Genomic DNA, 15,678 nt, shown 5'->3' with positions numbered 1-15,678 from the left:
GTCCGGTGAATGTGTCGGGTGCTCATTATGCGCCGGCCGCGGGGCCGGTGCCGCGGTCAGGTGCTGCTGTCTTTCGCCGGCGCGGCGGCGGGTGCCGGCGCGTCCGACGACGCCGACGTGCTTGCGCCACCGTCGGACGACGTCGACGTCGACGCCGGCGGCGTCGTGCCGGTTGCCGGCGCAGAGCCACCGCGGAAGTCCGTCACGTACCAGCCGGTACCCTTCAACTGGAAACCGGCCGCGGTGACTTGCTTCTTGAACGATGACTTCCCGCACGACGGGCAAACGGTCAGAACCGGATCGGCAATCTTTTGCAGTACATCTTTGGCAAAACCGCATTCATCGCAGCGGTAGGCGTAAATCGGCATCTGAATACTCCGCAAAAATCATCAAAACCCTGAATTATAAAGCTTTTGCGGGAGATTTTGACTCTGGCCGGCATCCGGGGGCCGGATGGCCGCTCGGGCAACTTGCTGCAGCATGGAAACAGTGTTGTTTTTCGTCAGCGCACGGATGAGTTCCGTTTGCCGAACATCAACTTAACTGTTTAAATAGCATTCTCGACAGCGTCAACGCTGCACAGGATTTAAGAAACAGAAGTTTGCGCGACCGGTTTCCGGCCCGCCGCAATACCGAAGAAAAGCACTTCAAATCGGGGCCCGCTTGCGGGCCCTTTCTTTTTAGCGGCGGCGCCAGACCATCCAGCGTTCCTTGCCCGCGAACACTGGTATCGAATCCTCGACCGCCTCGTCGGCCACGCATTCAAATGCGCTCGCCAGCAACGCATCCAGTTCCCCGCGAGACATCCCGAACGGCGGCCCCTTGGCCACATCGTCGAAGAAGAAATACCCGGCCAATAAACCGCCCGGCCCCAGCAACGCCGCCCAGCGCCGCGCCACGTCCGGGCGGCGCGCGGGCGGCAGCGCGCACAGGAACGCCTGTTCGTAGATCAGGTCCAGCGGCCGCGGCGGCGCGTACGCGAAGAAATCGGCCTGCACGATGCGGTCCGCCCACGGGCCGGCCAGCGCGCGGGCGCGCGCGACGGCTTCAGGCGAGAAATCGATGGCGGCGGCATCCCAGCCGGCCTCGCACATCAAGGCCAGCTCGTGCGCCGAACCGCAGCCGGGCACCAGTACCGCCAGCGGACGATCGGCGTTTGCCACGAAACGGCGCAGTGCCAGCGATACGCCGCCCCGCTCCCACGGCGTGAAACCACGCTCGAAGCGCTCGTCCCAGAATCGCGGCGACAGCGGATCGCGGCTGGCGAACGCCGGCGGCGCGGCCATCATGGCGTCCAGTGCAAGTGCCCGGCGGCGAACATCGCGCCGACGAGCACGGCCACCACGCCCGTCGCGCAGGCGAGGAAGGCCAGCAGACGGGTGGCGCGGCGCTGCTCCTGCAACATCTTCGCCATGAGGTCGCCCATGTCGAGGTCGCTGTATGCACGCTTGTGCAAGACCTGGTGCATCAGGCGCGGCAGCTGCGGAAAGATCTGGCCGAAGCGCGGCGCCTCGGCTTTTAGACGCTCGGCCATGCCGCGCCAGCCGACCTGCTCGGCCATCCAGCGTTCCAGGTACGGTTTCGCCGTCTTCCACAGGTCGAGGTCGGGGTCGAGCTGGCGGCCCAGGCCCTCGATGTTGAGCATGGTCTTTTGCAGCAGCACGAGCTGCGGCTGCACCTCGACGTTGAAACGGCGCGACGTCTGGAACAGGCGCAACAGCACCTGGCCGAAGGAAATGTCCTTCAACGGCCGGTCGAAGATCGGCTCGCACGTGGCGCGCACCGCGGCTTCCAGTTCGTCGACGCGGGTCTCGCGCGGCGCCCAGCCGGATTCGATGTGCGCCTCGGCCACGCGCTTGTAGTCGCGCCGGAAGAAGGCGAGGAAGTTCTGCGACAGGTAGTCCTTGTCGAAATCGTTCAGCGTGCCGACGATGCCGAAGTCCAGCGCGATGTAGCGGCCGAACGTGGCCGGATCGATGGAGACGAGGATGTTCCCTGGGTGCATGTCCGCGTGAAAAAAGCCGTCACGGAAAACCTGCGTGAAAAAGATCTCGACACCGTCGCTGGACAATTTCTTGAGGTCGACGCCAGCCGCGGCGAGGCGGTCCGTCTGCGAGATCGGGATGCCGTTCATCCGCTCCATCACGATCACGCTGCTGGAACAGTAATCCCAATACATTTCCGGCACGAGCAGCAGATCGGAATTCGCGAAATTGCGGCGCAGCTGGCTGGCGTTGGCCGCCTCGCGCATCAGATCGAGCTCGTCGTGCAGGTATTTGTCGAACTCGGCCACCACTTCGCGCGGCTTCAGGCGGCGGCTGTCGGCCCACACTTTTTCGATGAGGCCGGCGGCCATCTGCATCAGCGCAATGTCCTCGTCGATCGTGGTCTTCATGCCCGGCCGCAGCACCTTCACCGCCACCTCCTTGCCGTTTTTAAGCGTGGCGAAGTGCACCTGGGCGATCGAGGCGGAAGCGACCGGCGTGCGTTCGAACGACGCGAACAGCAGGTCCGGCGCCGCGCCGAGCGAGCGTGTGATCTGGGCGATGGCCAGGTCGGAATCGAACGGCGGCACGCGGTCCTGCAGCAGCGACAGCTCGGCCACGATGTCCGGCGGCATCAGGTCGGGCCGGGTCGACAGCACCTGGCCGAATTTCACGAAGATGGGCCCCAGCTCTTCCAGCGCCAGCCGCAGGCGGATCGCGCGGGGCGAACTGATGCGGCGCCAGAAGAAGACGGTATTGATCAGGCGGGCGGTGCGCGGTACGTGCAGCCCGGAAATTGCGATCTCGTCCAGGCCATATTTGACGATGACGGTGAAGATCTTCAGCAGGCGCAGGAATTTCAGGATCATCAGTGGTCCGAAGGCGTGTCAGGGAGCGTCGGTACGGGCGCGGTGCCGTGCCCGGCGCGCTGTGCGAGCTGCTGTTCCAGCTTTTGCTCGAGTTTGGCGATGCGCTTGGCCGTGCGCTCGACGTCGTCGCGCAGGCGGCCGACGTCGTCCGCGAAATTGTCCACGGCCGCGGGACGCACGAGCACGCGGCGTTCTTCCAGCAGGAATTCGGCGACGTTCTCCGCCAGCCGGCGTCCGGCCGCGGCGGCGCCCGTCACGGCCGAGCGCGCCCCGCCGGCCAGGCGCACGGCGCCGATCGGCCCGAACAGGCGCTCGAGGTCGTGCTCGGCATCCCAGCGCAGGCCCTTGGACAATTGCGAGATCGTGTTGGCGAACTCGGCGTCGCCCTCGATGCGCACATAGGAAAACGCGCGGTCGCGGTTCTGCAGGATCAGCGGCACGTCGCTCAGCTTGACGTGGATGGTGACGCCGGCCGCATCGTCGGCGCCCGCCGTCTCGAGCATGCCGTCGCGCGCGACGCGCATGCGCAAGGCGACGTGGCCCGTATCGATACATGCGGTCTTGCCGGCGTGGCGCATGAGGGCGTCGCGTGCCCACGCTTCCTGCGCCAGCAGGTGATTGATCGTCGCCACGGCCGGGGCCGTCAAGCCGCGTTGCGGCGACAGGAAAGAGGAAGTCGAAGACATGAAGGATTCGTATTCACAAAATAAAACCGCCCGGCATCGTCGGGCGGTTTCGATCTTACCAGTTCACCAGAGCATAAAACCCGGAGCACAAGCTTTTTATTGCGAAGTGTTCAAGTAATTTGCTGGATGCCCGCCAGCACCCAGCCGCCATTGCCGTTCAGCGGCTTGGACAGGTTCCACACCTCGACGAACGGTTCCGGCTGCGCGCCCGGCGCATTGCGGATCATGCCGTTGAACTGCACGCTGGCCAGGTAATCGCGCTCGTTCGTCTCGATGCCCAGCAGCTGGGAATCGATGGCGACGACTTCCGTAAAGTCGGGCTGGCCGCCCCGCTCCTGGATCTGCAGCGACAGTTCGGCATATACCTCGGGCGACGTGAATTCGCGCAGGTCGGCGACGTCGCCGCGGTCCCAGGCGGCCTGCATGCGGATGAACGATGCCTTGGCGTGGCGCAGGAAGGCCTCCGTGTCGAAGCCGGCCGGCACGCCCCACTGCTGGTGCGCGGGCGCGGCCTTGTCGAGCGACGGCGCGCTCGAGAAGCCCGACTGGAAGCCGCCGGGGTTGCCCTGGTAGCCGCTGTTCAGGCCCGAGCCGATTTCCGGCGTGGCCGAGGCCGGCATGGGATTCTGGTTAAAGCCGGTAAACGTCGGGTTGGCCGGCGTGTCCTTGCGGCGGAACATGCGCACGATGAACATCACGGCAAACACGAGCAGCAGGATCATCAGCACCGACGACAGGGCGCCCGCCATGGCGCCGCCGATGCCGAAGTGCGAGAACAGCGCACCCAGGCCGAGGCCGAGCAGCGCACCGCCCAGCACGCCTTTCCACATGCTCGGCCGCTTCACCGGCAGCGCGGGCGGCACGGCGGGCGCAGGGGCGGGGCGCTGGTACGATGGCTGCTGGTACGACGGCTGCTGGTAAGGCGCCGGCGCCGGGGCGCGCATCCGGCTCACGGACTGCGACTGGCGGCCGAACGACCGGCTGCCGCCGAGCGGGCGCGCGTCGGCGATACTGGACAGCGCCGTCAGCGCGATCAACATGCTGGCCAAGAATTTTTTCATCTGCTCACCTCAGAGTTTGATGCCGGTGTGCAGTGCGGCCACACCGGCCGTCAGGTTGTAGTACTGCACGCGGTCCAGGCCGGCCGTTTCCATCATCGACTTCAGCGTGTCCTGGTCCGGATGCATGCGGATCGATTCCGCCAGATACCGGTAGCTTTCCGCATCGCCGGCGATGCGCTGGCCCAGCCACGGCAGCACGGAGAACGAATACACGTCGTACGGCTTTTGCAGCGGCGCCGCGACTTTCGAGAATTCCAGCACGAGCAGCTTGCCGCCCGGCTTGAGCACGCGGCGCATTTCCGCCAGCGCCAGATCCTTGTGCGTCATGTTGCGCAGGCCAAAGGCCACGCTGACGCGGTCGAAATAATTGTCGGGGAACGGCAGTTTTTCCGCGTCACACAGCAAGGTGGGGGTGACGAGACCCTTGTTCAATAGACGATCGCGGCCCACGCGCAACATCGACTCGTTGATGTCGGTCAGCCAGACCTCTCCGCTCGGCCCCGCCTGCCTGGCGAACGCCTTCGACAGGTCGCCCGTGCCGCCCGCGATGTCGAGCACCTTGAAGCCCGGACGGATGCCGGCCTGGGCGATGGTGAACGCCTTCCACACCCGGTGCAGGCCGGCGGACATCAAGTCGTTCATCACGTCGTATTTCGACGCGACCGAGTGGAATACCTTGGCTACTTCGTGAACCTTCTCGTCTTCCGAGACGGTCTTGTAGCCGAAATGGGTGGTGTTGGTCATGGTAGCAAGCCGTTTAGTCTTGCCACATTATACAAGCCGGGTGCTGTGCTCAGCTTAAAGGTGTCTTACCCGGAGCGGGCCCAGTGAAATCGTTGCCATGCGTACACCTGTCGTCTTTGCCACACGGGATAGCAATCGTGCATCACAACTGTTAAAACTCTGCTTATAATGATTTTCGCTTGCGCACAGTTCGGAACAGGGATGCCTTATCGCTTAACCATGTGTCGCCAGCAAAAACACATTATTTTTCAAAAAAATTTCTTGAGAGAGAGAAACATGGCGACTGGCACCGTGAAATGGTTCAACGACGCAAAAGGCTTTGGCTTCATCAAACCTGACGATGGTGGCGACGATCTGTTCGCACACTTCTCGGCCATCAATTCGGCCGGCTTCAAATCGCTGGCGGAAAACCAGCGCGTCAGCTTCGACGTCACGTCGGGCCCGAAAGGCAAGCAGGCAGCAAACATCCAGCCGCAATAATCCCCGACCGGGACACAGACCGGATAGCGCCGGCCCACCAGGCCGGCAAAGAAAAAAGCGCCGTGTATCGAACCGGCGCTTTTTTCGTTGATGCCGTCGGTTCCGCGACGGCTCAGTGGCTGCCGCAGCCACCGCCGCCCCCGCTCCCGCAACCGCCGCCCTTCTGGCCGGCCACCGGCACGGCACTCGCTTCGCGGCCGCTGTCGCCTTCATACCCCGCCGCATGCAGGCGAGCCAGGTAATCCTGCCACAACCGGTCGTGCTCGTTGCCCAGCTTGTACAGGTAATCCCAGGTATAGATGCCGGACTCGTGGCCGTCCGTGAACAGCGGCTTGACGCCGTAGTTGCCGACTGGCTCGGCGCCGCGGATGCCGACGTCGCGCTTGCCGACCTGCAGCACTTCCTGGCCCGGGCCGTGGCCCTTCACTTCGGCCGACGGCGAGTAAACACGCAGCAGTTCGAACGGGATGGCGAAGGCGGCGCCGTCGTCGAAGGCGATTTCCAGGACCTTCGATTGCTGGCGGATGGTGAGGTTGGTGGGCGTAGGCATGATGGGATCGGAAACGTTAATGACCGTCGCTCCCGCGGAGGCGGGAGCCCAAGTCCTGCGTGCGTCGCGTCGGCGCATACAAAATTGGGTCCCCGCCAAGGCGGACGGCCAGTCCGGGGACGACGTGGATAGGCGAATTTTACCGCTTAATGAAGCGGCGCTTGATCGCCTCCGCCAGCTGCGGCACCAGCGCCCGGCGCGCGGCCAGCACCGCCTCGTTCGTCGCGCGCACGGCCTGCGCCCACACGGGCGCCGGAAAATGCGCGTCGTCGGCGTAGCGCGGGATCACGTGCCAGTGCAGGTGCGGCACGACGTTGCCCAGGCTCGCCACGTTGACCTTCAGCGGCTGCATCACCTCGCGCACCGCCAGTTCGAGCTTGTACACGGCATCGTTCAGCAGCAGCCGATCCGCGTCCGCCAGGTCGCTCGCCTCGCGCACGTGGTCCTTCCAGATCACGCGCGCGAAGCCGGGGTAGTTGGCGTCGTCGACGAGGATGACCGCGAATTTATCGTTGTCGACGACGGTGGGCGCCGACAGCTCGCACAGCTCGCAGCCGGCCACACGCGTCATACGAGCACCCGCTCGATGCCGCCGTTGTTGGCGTTGGCGACGTAGTTCGGCATCCAGTTCTCGCCCAGCAGGTGGCGCGCGATCTCGACGACGATGTAGTCGGCCGTGGTGCCCGAGTCGTCGTTGTAGCGCGACAGGCCCTGCAGGCAGGACGGGCAGCTCGTCAGGATCTTGACGTCGCCCTTGAACCCGTCGGCGCGCAGCTTGTCCGCGCCCTTTTCCATTTCCTGCTCCTTGCGGAAGCGGACCTGGGTCGAGATGTCCGGACGGCTGACGGCGAACGTGCCCGACTCGCCGCAGCAGCGGTCGTTCTTTTCGATCGCGACGTTGTCGACGGTCTGCACGAGCGCGTTCACGGTCTTCATCGAGTCCTGCAGCTTCATCGGCGTGTGGCACGGATCGTGGTACATGTAGCGCGTACCGGTCACGCCTTCCAGCCTGACGCCCTTCTCCAGCAGGTACTCGTGGATGTCCATGATGCGGCAGCCCGGGAAGATCTTCTCGAACTCGTAGGTCGCCAGCTGGTCGTAGCACGTGCCGCACGAGACGAGCACCGTCTTGATGTCGAGGTAGTTCAGCGTGTTGGCCATGCGGTGGAACAGCACGCGGTTATCCGTCATCATCTTGTCGGCCTTGTCGTACTGGCCGGCGCCGCGCTGCGGATAGCCGCAGCACAGGTAGCCCGGCGGCAGCACGGTCTGCACGCCCACTTCCCACAGCATCGCCTGCGTGGCCAGGCCCACCTGCGAGAACAGGCGCTCGGAGCCGCAGCCGGGGAAGTAGAACACGGCTTCCGTATCGGCGTTCGTGACCTTCGGGTTGCGGATGATCGGGATGACCTTGTCGTCCTCGATGTCCAGCAGCGCGCGCGCCGTCTTCTTCGGCAGGTTGCCCGGCATCTTCTTGTTGACGAAGTGGATCACCTGCTCGCGGATCGGCGCCTTGCCCGTGGTCGGGGGCGGTGCCTTGGTCTGCTCTTTCGCGACGGCCTTCAGCACGCTCGCGCCCAGGCGCTGCGCCTTGTAGCCCCAGTCGATCATCCCCTTGCGCATCGCGTTGATGGTCGTCGGATCGGTCGCGTTCAGGAAGAACATGCCCGCGCGCTGCGCCGGCTTGAAGCTGCGCTTGTCCATCTTGCGCAGCAGGTTACGCATGTTCATCGAGACGTTGCCGAAGTCGATGTCCACCGGGCACGGCGTCACGCACTTGTGGCACACGGTGCAGTGGTCGGACACGTCCTCGAATTCTTCCCAGTGGCGGATCGAGACGCCGCGGCGCGTCTGCTCTTCGTACAGGAATGCTTCGATCAGCGCGGACGTCGCCAGGATCTTGTCGCGCGGCGAGTACAGCAGGTTCGCCTGCGGCACGTGCGTGGCGCATACCGGCTTGCACTTCCCGCAGCGCAGGCAGTCCTTGACGCTGTTGGCGATCTCGCCGATGTCGCTCTGCTGCATGATCAGCGATTCGTGGCCCATCAGGCCGAAGGACGGCGTGTACGCGTTGCGCAGGTCGGCGTAGCCGCTCTCGCCGTTCAGCAGCTTGCCCTTGTTGAAGCGGCCTTCCGGATCGACGCGTTTTTTATAGTCGCGGAAATCGCGGATCTCGTCCTCGGTGAGGAATTCCAGCTTCGTGATGCCGATGCCGTGCTCGCCCGAGATCACGCCGTCCAGCGAACGCGCCAGCGTCATGATGCGCTCGACGGCCTTGTGCGCATCCTGCAGCATCGCGTAGTCGTCCGAGTTCACGGGCAGGTTCGTGTGCACGTTGCCGTCGCCCGCGTGCATGTGCAGCGCGACGAACACGCGCGAGCGCAGCACGCGCTTGTGGATCGCGGTCGCCTCGGCCAGGATCGGCTCGTAGGCCGCGCCGTTGAAGATGTGGCGCAGCTGCGCGCGGATCTCTTGCTTCCACGAGACGCGCACGGTGTGGTCCTGCACGACGTCGAACAGCGTGGCGCCAGGCTGCTGCGCGAGGCGCGCCTGGAACGTGCCGCTCAAACCGTCGAGGCCGAAGTCGGCCAGCTTATCGAGCACGGCGCCCAGCGGCTGGTCGAGGTTGGCCATGATCCAGGTCCAGCGCGCGGACACGCGGGCCAGCAGATCGTCGGCCTGCTGCGGGCGGTCGCCGAGGATTTCTTCCTTCGACACGCCTTCGCCGGTCGCATCGTCGGCCTTCGTCACTTCCAGGTTCCCGGACGTGAAATAGGCGTGCAATTCCTCGACGAGCTGCAGCTTGTTCTTGATCGACAGCTCGACGTTGATGCGCTCGATGCCGTCCGTGTACTCGCCCATCCGGTTCAGCGGGATGACGACGTCTTCGTTGATTTTAAAGGCGTTCGTGTGGCGCGCGATGGCCGCGGTGCGCGAGCGGTCGAGCCAGAATTTCTTGCGGGCTTCCGGGCTCACGGCGATGAAGCCTTCGCCCACGCGCGTGTTCGCGAGGCGCACGACTTCGGACGTGGCCAGCGCGACCGCGTTCTCGTCGTCGCCGACGATGTCGCCGAACAGCGCCATCTTGGGCAAGGTGCCGCGCTTCGATTTGGTCGCATAGCCGACGGCGCGCAGGTAGCGCTCGTCCAGGTGCTCCAGGCCCGCGAGGCGCAGGCTGGCGAATTCCGGCTTGCCGTTCTTCGGCAGGCTGTCCAGGTAATCCTTGATCTCGACGATCGACGGGATCGCGTCGCGCGCCTGGCCGAAGAATTCCAGCGCGACGGTGCGCGTGTACTTCGGCATCTTGTGCAGGATCCAGCGGCCGGACGTGATCAGGCCATCCGTGCCCTCTTTCTGGATGCCCGGCAGGCCCGCGAGGAACTTGTCGGTAACGTCCTTGCCGAGCCCCTCCTTGCGGAAGCGGCGGCCTTCGATCGCGAGCGTCTCGGTGCGGAACGGCTCGCCTTTCGGCGCCCCCTTTTCCGACGGGTGCGTCCATTCGAGCTTGAACGTGGCGACCGGCGCGTCGTGGATCTTGCCCAGGTTGTGGTCGACGCGCGTGACCTCGAGCCAGTCGCCGTTCGGGTCGACCATGCGCCACGAGGCCAGGTTGTCGAGCGCCGTGCCCCACAGGACGGCCTTCTTGCCGCCCGCGTTCATCGCGATGTTCCCGCCGATGCACGACGCGTGCGCGGAGGTCGGGTCGACGGCGAACACGAAGCCGGCCTTCTCGGCCGCCTGCGACACGCGCTGCGTGACGACGCCGGCGCCCGTGTAGATGGTCGCGTAGTCGCGGTCGACGCCCGGCAGGCGGGTCATCTCGACCTCGCTCATGCCGATCAGTTTTTCGGTGTTGATCACGGCCGACAGCGGCGACAGCGGAATCGCGCCGCCCGTGTAACCGGTGCCGCCGCCGCGCGGGATGATGGTCAGCCCGAGTTCGATACAGCCCTTCACGAGGCCGGCCATTTCGTCTTCCGAATCCGGCACGAGGACGAGGAACGGGTATTCGACGCGCCAGTCGGTGGCATCCGTCACGTGCGACGTGCGGTGCATGCCGTCGAAGCGGATGTTGCGCTTGTCGGTGTAGCGGCCCAGCACGGACTTGGCGCGCTTGCGCAGGTCGTAGGTCTCGGCGAACTCGCGGCCGAAGTCGTCGACGGCCTTGCGGGCGGCGACGAGCAGCTGTTCGACGGCGGCACTGCGACGGGCCGCGGTGGCCGGATCGGCCTCGCTGCCATCCACCGTCAGGCGGCGCTTGTCGACTTCCGCCAGGCGGTGATGCAGCGCTTCGATCAGCTTGGCGCGGCGCTTGGGGTTGTCCAGCAGGTCGTCCTGCAGGTACGGGTTGCGGCGCACGACCCAGATGTCGCCCAGGACTTCGTACAGCATGCGCGCCGAGCGCCCGGTCTGGCGGGCGCCGCGCAATTCGTCCAGCAATTGCCACGATGACTCGCCCAGCAGACGGATCACGATCTCGCGATCGGAGAACGACGTGTAGTTATAGGGGATTTCGCGCAGCCGGATGGGCGCGTTTTCTTCGAGCAGGGCGTGGATATTGGCAGGAGCGTTCATGGGGAGATCGACTGTCGTACTGACGCGTAGGACTCTCTATTCTAGCTTATTGCGATGCACCACGCTGGCGAAGGAATGATTTTTGCAACGGTCGAAAGGCAGAAACCAACAGAAAACTGACGCTATGCTCGAATTTGTTTTGGAAAAACAGATTTTTTCCGCTTAAAGCACGGCGTCCTGCGTAGAGATGCGTCTTATCCACGCCGGCCAGTCCGGTCTGCGTTACCGCCCGGGCTGGCCGATGCAATCAGGGCAACTTCAGGGCGACGGTTGCAGCTTCCAGCGCTGGCAATCCCCGCCCAGCCACTGCCATTGCTGGACATTGCCGCCCGGCGCGGTGGAACAGGCATCGACATCGAGCACCAGGCCGCTGTTCTTCGATACGAGGCGGAAGTAACCGCCACCGACCGGCTCCGGATGCCATGCCTGGCAAGGGGCGCCATTCGGCGTCCACTGCTGGACGTTGCCGCCGTTGGCCGTCGAACAGGCATTCACGTCCAGCGCCAGGCCGCTGTTTATGGACGTCAGCACGTAATCGCCGTTACCCTGGTTCTGCACGTTCCAGCGCTGGCAGTTGGCGCCGTTCGGCGTCCACTGCTGGACGTTGGCGCCGGCCAGCGTCGAACAGGCGTTGACGTCCAATGCCAAGCCGCTGTTCTTCGAGATCAGTGTATAGATACCGCTGGCGACCGGATTATTCATCGGGCCGGCGGCAAACTTGATCGAGCAGCCGACATTGACCAGTTCGTACAATTGCGCGCCATTCGCCGACGGCAGCAATTGCGTGGAATAGCCATTGCAGACATCGCTGCCGCCGTTGGTCACGGCCGCCTGCGGGGTCGCGCCTTCGGTCCAGAGTCCGGTGCCATTATTGGTGTTGTACATGAAGGTCTGGCCATTACCGGCGGCGATACCGTTGTCGGCATTGCGGCGCAGGACCATGCCGGTCACCAGCAGACGGCCGTTGGCGCTGCCATCGTTGTACCAGCGTACGGTCGGCGTCTGCGTGAAGTGATTGCCGGACGTGGATTCGATGCGTGTGCCCATATTCGACGGCACGCCCCAGCTCACGCCATCGGAAGACGTGCGGATGAAGGCGTCGCAATTCGACCCGCCGCAGACTTCGTACGTCATCACATAGCTGCCGTTCGGCAGACGCGCCACCAGCGGCATGCCGGGCCGCTGCACGTTGCCGTCGCTGACGCCGACGACGATGGTGTCGCTGCTCCAGGTGACGCCGCCATCGTTGGAAATGCGCTCGGCGATCAGCTGGTTGTACCCGCTGCTTTTATATTCTTCGCTGGAGTAATACATGACCAGGCGGCCGGCGCTGTCGGTCGCGAATTCCGCTTCCCACACGCCGGTGCCGCCCGTCACCGGGGTGGACAGCAGGTTCCAGGTATGGCCCTGGTCGGTGCTGCGATAGATCTTGATGGCGTGGACGCTGCCATTGGTGGTGGAGGTGGTCCACAGCAGCGCGCCTTGCGGCGTTTCGTACAGGCCGCTGCAGCAGTGGCCGGGTTCGCCGAGATTGATGGTGGCGATCTGGGTCCAGCTCGCGCCATTGTCGGCGCTGTCCCAGATCGTGCTTTGCGTATTGCCGTAATCGAAGCTGGCGACCAAATGCGCATTCGAGCCCAGCCTCAACATGCGCGGATAGAACGACGTCTGATTTCCCAGGGTGACGGCGGCACTGGCGCCACTCAGCCAGCACAGCATCGCGAACAGCACGGCATAGAAACGGATCTGCATGTTATGTCCTTTCGTATGTGCCAAAAAAAGGCGGGGGCAGGCCCCCGCCAAATACTCCAACGGAGCAAGGAGCCGGTATTACAGCTTGAAGCGCAGGCCGAGCGAATAGACGGCCGGGTCGTAACGGATATCGCGCGGGAACTGTTCGTAGCCGCTGTAGCTTTCGTAGGCGGCGTGGCTCAGGTTCCAGGCATTGAATTGCAGGGACAGCCGAGGATTGATCTCGTAGCCGACCGACAGGTCGACCTGGTTACGCGCACGCACCACATTGGTCGGCGGCAGCTGGATGCCGCCGTTGTTCAGCGATTCGACATAACGGTCGCGACGGGTGAACGCCAGCCGGCCGCTGACGCCGAACTTCTCGTAGATCAGCGCCAGGTTGGCGTTCCGTTTGGCGACGTTGGTCAGCGGCGTGACGGTATAGTCGCTGCCGTTCAGGGTATTCGCGGTTTCGGTGCTGCCACTGATCCACGTGTAATTGGCTTGCACGCCGAGGCCGGACAGCGCGCCGGGCAGGAAATCCATGAACTTCTGCGCCGACAGTTCATAGCCGTGCAGCTTGCCCTTGCCGGCATTCTGCGGACGCGTCACCGTGTAATCCAGGCCGTCGATGTTTTCCACCTGCGAGAACGGCTGCAGATAACCATCGATGCGGCGGTCGAAATAGGCCAGCGACGCGTAGCCGTTGTTGTCGAAGTAGCGCTCGAGGGTCAGGTCGAAGGACTTCGATTCCACCGGTTTCAAATCCGGATTGCCGGCGCTGCCGTAGCCGGGGCGGTTGATCGATGGCGGCGTCAGCGACAGCGCGGGGTTCAGCGACGCGAAATCCGGACGCGTGACCGTCTTGCCCCAGCCGACGTGCGACATCCAGTCGGCCGCCCAGTCGATCTTGGCGCCGATGCTGGGCAGGACGTCGGTATGCGAACTGCTCGAGTTGATCGTGCTGATGGTGTTGCCGATGCGGTTGTTGCCGGTCAGGTCGCGGTCCAGGCGGCTCACGCGCACGCCGCCCACACCCGAGACGCTCACCGAGCCCACATCGAACGCATAGCTGGCCATGCCGTAGACGCTGTAGTTCTTCTCGGTCTGCTTGAACAGGCGGTTCGGGTCGTCCGCCAGGCGTCCCGCCGGCAAGCCGTAGTACTGACGCACCTGGTCGCGGTTATCCAGCAGGAAGTTGGTCGATGGCGTAGCGAAGGCGCCGCCCAGCCGCTCCACGCCCGGCACGACATCGTCGAACGACGAGCCGAACACGCCGACCGGCACCGGACGCACACCGCCCGGCGTATCGGCGCCGCCTTCCGCGCCGTGGTATTCGGCATCGCGCGACGAAAAGCGGAACCCGGCCGACAGCTTCTCGATCAAGCCCGGCGCCAGGCGGTAGCTGACGTCGTTGCGCCACTGCGTCTGCCGGCCGCTGCTCTCGCTCCACGACTGGAAGAAGCCGCGCAGCACATACTGCGACGGATCGCTCAAGGCGTTCGGGTGGCCGGGCGTGGAGGCGGAAAAGCCGCCGTGCCCATCGCCGTCCAGGCCCGTCACGTGCAGCGTGGCGAACGGCACGCTCTGGTCGATGATGATGCGGTCGTCGACGGCCTTCGAATACGTGAACGCGAGGTCCGTCGTGGCTTGCCACGGACCGTCCTTGTACTTGGCGCCGATGCTGCCGTACGCGGTGTCGGTTTTCTGCTGGTGCGCCTGGGTGCTGCTGGCGGTGTAGGGCGCGACGCCGTCCGAGTCCGGCAGCACGTCGGCGGACGCGATCGGGCAGACGTGGCCACGGCTCGTGTTGCAGTAAGGGCCGTCCGGCACCAGCACCACATTGGTCGCCTTGTTGCCGTCACGCGCCACGGCGAACAGATAGTCTTCGGCACTGCGGCCGCGATAACCCATGTAGATCGCCTGGCTGTCCACTTCCAGCTTGTCGCTCGGACGCCATTGCAGCGCGCCGTGCAGCTGCTCGCGCTCGCGCTTCCCGGCGTTGTACACGCCGCCAGGGAAAGGCATCACGGCCGTGGTGGTGGTGCCGCCCTTGGCCCGTTCGGCCGCCAGGTTGGGATTGCCCCGATCGTCGCGATACGCGCTGCCGTCGGGACGCACCTGCCACGAGGCGCCGCCCGGTTCCGCGAACCACTGCACCGGATTGACGAAGCGGTCCTTGACGTAGGTGCCGTCCAGCAGCACGCCGACGTCGCCATGCGCGGTCTTCCAGCGATTCGAAATCAGGCCGCCGAGCTGCGGGTCGGTGTGCGCGTCGGCGCCGCTGCCGCGCGGATGGAGATTCACGCCGTCGATGAAGCCGGAGGCGGTGAATCCTTTCAAATCCAGCGGCTTGCGCAGCCGCACATCCATCACGCCGGCAATGCCGCCTTCCTGCTGGTTCGCGGTGGCGGACTTGTACATGTCCAGGCCGGCCACACCTTCGATCCGCAGGTCCTGGTAAGACAGGCGCCGTCCGTCGCCGGTAAAGATTTCATTGCCGTTGATCGTGGTGGCCAGGTCCGGCAGGCCGCGGATCAACACGTTGGTGACCTCGCCGGCATTGCGGCTCACCTGCACGCCCGGAATGCGCTGCAGCGCTTCGCCGACGGAGCGGTCCGGGAATTTTCCGATGTCCTCGGCATTGATCGAGTCGACCACCTGGTCGGCGGTGCGTTTGATGTCTTCCGCCTTGCGTACGCTCTGGCGGATGCCGGACACCACCACCGTGTTGGTATCGTTGATGGCATCGGCGGGCTGCTGTTGCGCCCAGGCCGGTGCGCCGGTCAATACGCCCAGCAGGGCCGCGGCGACCGGCGTCCTCTTGAACTGTTGCATGTGATGTCTCCACTATTGAACGAAGCTTCCGTGCCGATCCGGTATGCCCTGGCGAGCTACAGATACCGGATGCCGTGAGTACTGGCACGATGCGTCATCGCTTTAATTCTTGTTTGTTATGGGCGGGCACTACAACAAATTTATTTGCGATAGTGCCCC

At 64.6% G+C, this 15,678-nt stretch carries 12 protein-coding genes; 1 reads left to right on the top strand and 11 read right to left on the bottom strand.

Annotated features, from left to right (window positions below):
- Nucleotides 1-56: 56 nt before the first annotated feature.
- The 6 genes from ACEN9Q_RS28210 to ubiE form a co-directional block, all read right to left on the bottom strand.
- Nucleotides 57-368, bottom strand: a complete 312-nt coding sequence (locus ACEN9Q_RS28210) for an FmdB family zinc ribbon protein (RefSeq protein ID WP_495626773.1) — start codon at nt 366-368, stop codon at nt 57-59.
- 312 nt (nt 369-680) lie between these two features.
- Nucleotides 681-1,289: a methyltransferase domain-containing protein gene (locus ACEN9Q_RS28205; RefSeq protein ID WP_495626772.1), complete on the bottom strand. Its 609-nt coding sequence runs from the start codon at nt 1,287-1,289 to the stop codon at nt 681-683.
- Nucleotides 1,286-2,854, bottom strand: a complete 1,569-nt coding sequence (gene ubiB / locus ACEN9Q_RS28200) for a ubiquinone biosynthesis regulatory protein kinase UbiB (protein WP_495626771.1) — start codon at nt 2,852-2,854, stop codon at nt 1,286-1,288. The genes ACEN9Q_RS28205 and ubiB overlap by 4 nt, the downstream gene beginning before the upstream one ends.
- Complete coding sequence (locus tag ACEN9Q_RS28195; protein ID WP_495626770.1) at nt 2,854-3,540, bottom strand: ubiquinone biosynthesis accessory factor UbiJ; 687 nt, start codon at nt 3,538-3,540, stop codon at nt 2,854-2,856. The genes ubiB and ACEN9Q_RS28195 overlap by 1 nt, the downstream gene beginning before the upstream one ends.
- A 110-nt stretch (nt 3,541-3,650) precedes the next feature.
- On the bottom strand, nt 3,651-4,601 hold the full coding sequence (locus tag ACEN9Q_RS28190) for a Tim44 domain-containing protein (protein WP_495626769.1): 951 nt from the start codon (nt 4,599-4,601) through the stop codon (nt 3,651-3,653).
- Nucleotides 4,602-4,610: 9 nt separating this feature from the next.
- Nucleotides 4,611-5,345, bottom strand: a complete 735-nt coding sequence (gene ubiE, locus ACEN9Q_RS28185) for a bifunctional demethylmenaquinone methyltransferase/2-methoxy-6-polyprenyl-1,4-benzoquinol methylase UbiE (protein WP_056448890.1) — start codon at nt 5,343-5,345, stop codon at nt 4,611-4,613.
- A gap of 276 nt (nt 5,346-5,621) precedes the next feature.
- Here ubiE and ACEN9Q_RS28180 point away from each other — a divergent pair, with 276 nt between their 5' ends.
- Nucleotides 5,622-5,825 carry a cold-shock protein gene (locus ACEN9Q_RS28180; protein ID WP_056448893.1) on the top strand — a complete coding sequence of 68 codons (204 nt, stop codon included), beginning with the start codon at nt 5,622-5,624 and terminating at the stop codon, nt 5,823-5,825.
- A 112-nt stretch (nt 5,826-5,937) separates the two neighbouring features.
- On the opposite strand, the gene ACEN9Q_RS28175 is transcribed toward ACEN9Q_RS28180, so the two are convergent.
- The 5 genes from ACEN9Q_RS28175 to ACEN9Q_RS28155 form a co-directional block, all read right to left on the bottom strand.
- Nucleotides 5,938-6,375: a gamma-butyrobetaine hydroxylase family protein gene (locus ACEN9Q_RS28175; protein WP_056448896.1), complete on the bottom strand. Its 438-nt coding sequence runs from the start codon at nt 6,373-6,375 to the stop codon at nt 5,938-5,940.
- Between the two features lie 139 nt (nt 6,376-6,514).
- Nucleotides 6,515-6,946: an HIT family protein gene (locus ACEN9Q_RS28170; RefSeq protein ID WP_495626768.1), complete on the bottom strand. Its 432-nt coding sequence runs from the start codon at nt 6,944-6,946 to the stop codon at nt 6,515-6,517.
- On the bottom strand, nt 6,943-10,950 hold the full coding sequence (locus tag ACEN9Q_RS28165; RefSeq protein ID WP_495626767.1) for a DUF3683 domain-containing protein: 4,008 nt from the start codon (nt 10,948-10,950) through the stop codon (nt 6,943-6,945). Before ACEN9Q_RS28165 ends, ACEN9Q_RS28170 begins: the two co-directional genes overlap by 4 nt.
- 258 nt (nt 10,951-11,208) lie before the next feature.
- Entirely contained in the window at nt 11,209-12,702 is a 1,494-nt protein-coding gene (locus ACEN9Q_RS28160; protein WP_495626766.1) for an RICIN domain-containing protein, read from the bottom strand.
- A 78-nt stretch (nt 12,703-12,780) separates the two neighbouring features.
- Entirely contained in the window at nt 12,781-15,519 is a 2,739-nt protein-coding gene (locus ACEN9Q_RS28155) for a TonB-dependent receptor (RefSeq protein WP_495626765.1), read from the bottom strand.
- Nucleotides 15,520-15,678 lie beyond the last annotated feature (159 nt).

This window comes from Massilia sp. Masssp93 (assembly GCF_059491295.1).
Note: the sequence above shows the minus strand (reverse complement) of the source record. Positions and strands in the feature narration are given on the sequence as shown.

Excerpts from the sequence above, each read along its gene's own strand:
- ACEN9Q_RS28195 (WP_495626770.1), bottom strand. The coding sequence starts at position 3,540 with ATGTCTTCGACTTCCTCTTTCCTGTCGCCGCAACGCGGCTTGACGGCC.
- ACEN9Q_RS28160 (WP_495626766.1), bottom strand. The coding sequence starts at position 12,702 with ATGCAGATCCGTTTCTATGCCGTGCTGTTCGCGATGCTGTGCTGGCTG.
- ubiB (WP_495626771.1), bottom strand. The coding sequence starts at position 2,854 with ATGATCCTGAAATTCCTGCGCCTGCTGAAGATCTTCACCGTCATCGTC.
- ACEN9Q_RS28210 (WP_495626773.1), bottom strand. The coding sequence starts at position 368 with ATGCCGATTTACGCCTACCGCTGCGATGAATGCGGTTTTGCCAAAGAT.
- ubiE (WP_056448890.1), bottom strand. The coding sequence starts at position 5,345 with ATGACCAACACCACCCATTTCGGCTACAAGACCGTCTCGGAAGACGAG.
- ACEN9Q_RS28205 (WP_495626772.1), bottom strand. The coding sequence starts at position 1,289 with ATGATGGCCGCGCCGCCGGCGTTCGCCAGCCGCGATCCGCTGTCGCCG.
- ACEN9Q_RS28165 (WP_495626767.1), bottom strand. The coding sequence starts at position 10,950 with ATGAACGCTCCTGCCAATATCCACGCCCTGCTCGAAGAAAACGCGCCC.
- ACEN9Q_RS28170 (WP_495626768.1), bottom strand. The coding sequence starts at position 6,946 with ATGACGCGTGTGGCCGGCTGCGAGCTGTGCGAGCTGTCGGCGCCCACC.
- ACEN9Q_RS28180 (WP_056448893.1), top strand. The coding sequence starts at position 5,622 with ATGGCGACTGGCACCGTGAAATGGTTCAACGACGCAAAAGGCTTTGGC.
- ACEN9Q_RS28155 (WP_495626765.1), bottom strand. The coding sequence starts at position 15,519 with ATGCAACAGTTCAAGAGGACGCCGGTCGCCGCGGCCCTGCTGGGCGTA.
- ACEN9Q_RS28175 (WP_056448896.1), bottom strand. The coding sequence starts at position 6,375 with ATGCCTACGCCCACCAACCTCACCATCCGCCAGCAATCGAAGGTCCTG.
- ACEN9Q_RS28190 (WP_495626769.1), bottom strand. The coding sequence starts at position 4,601 with ATGAAAAAATTCTTGGCCAGCATGTTGATCGCGCTGACGGCGCTGTCC.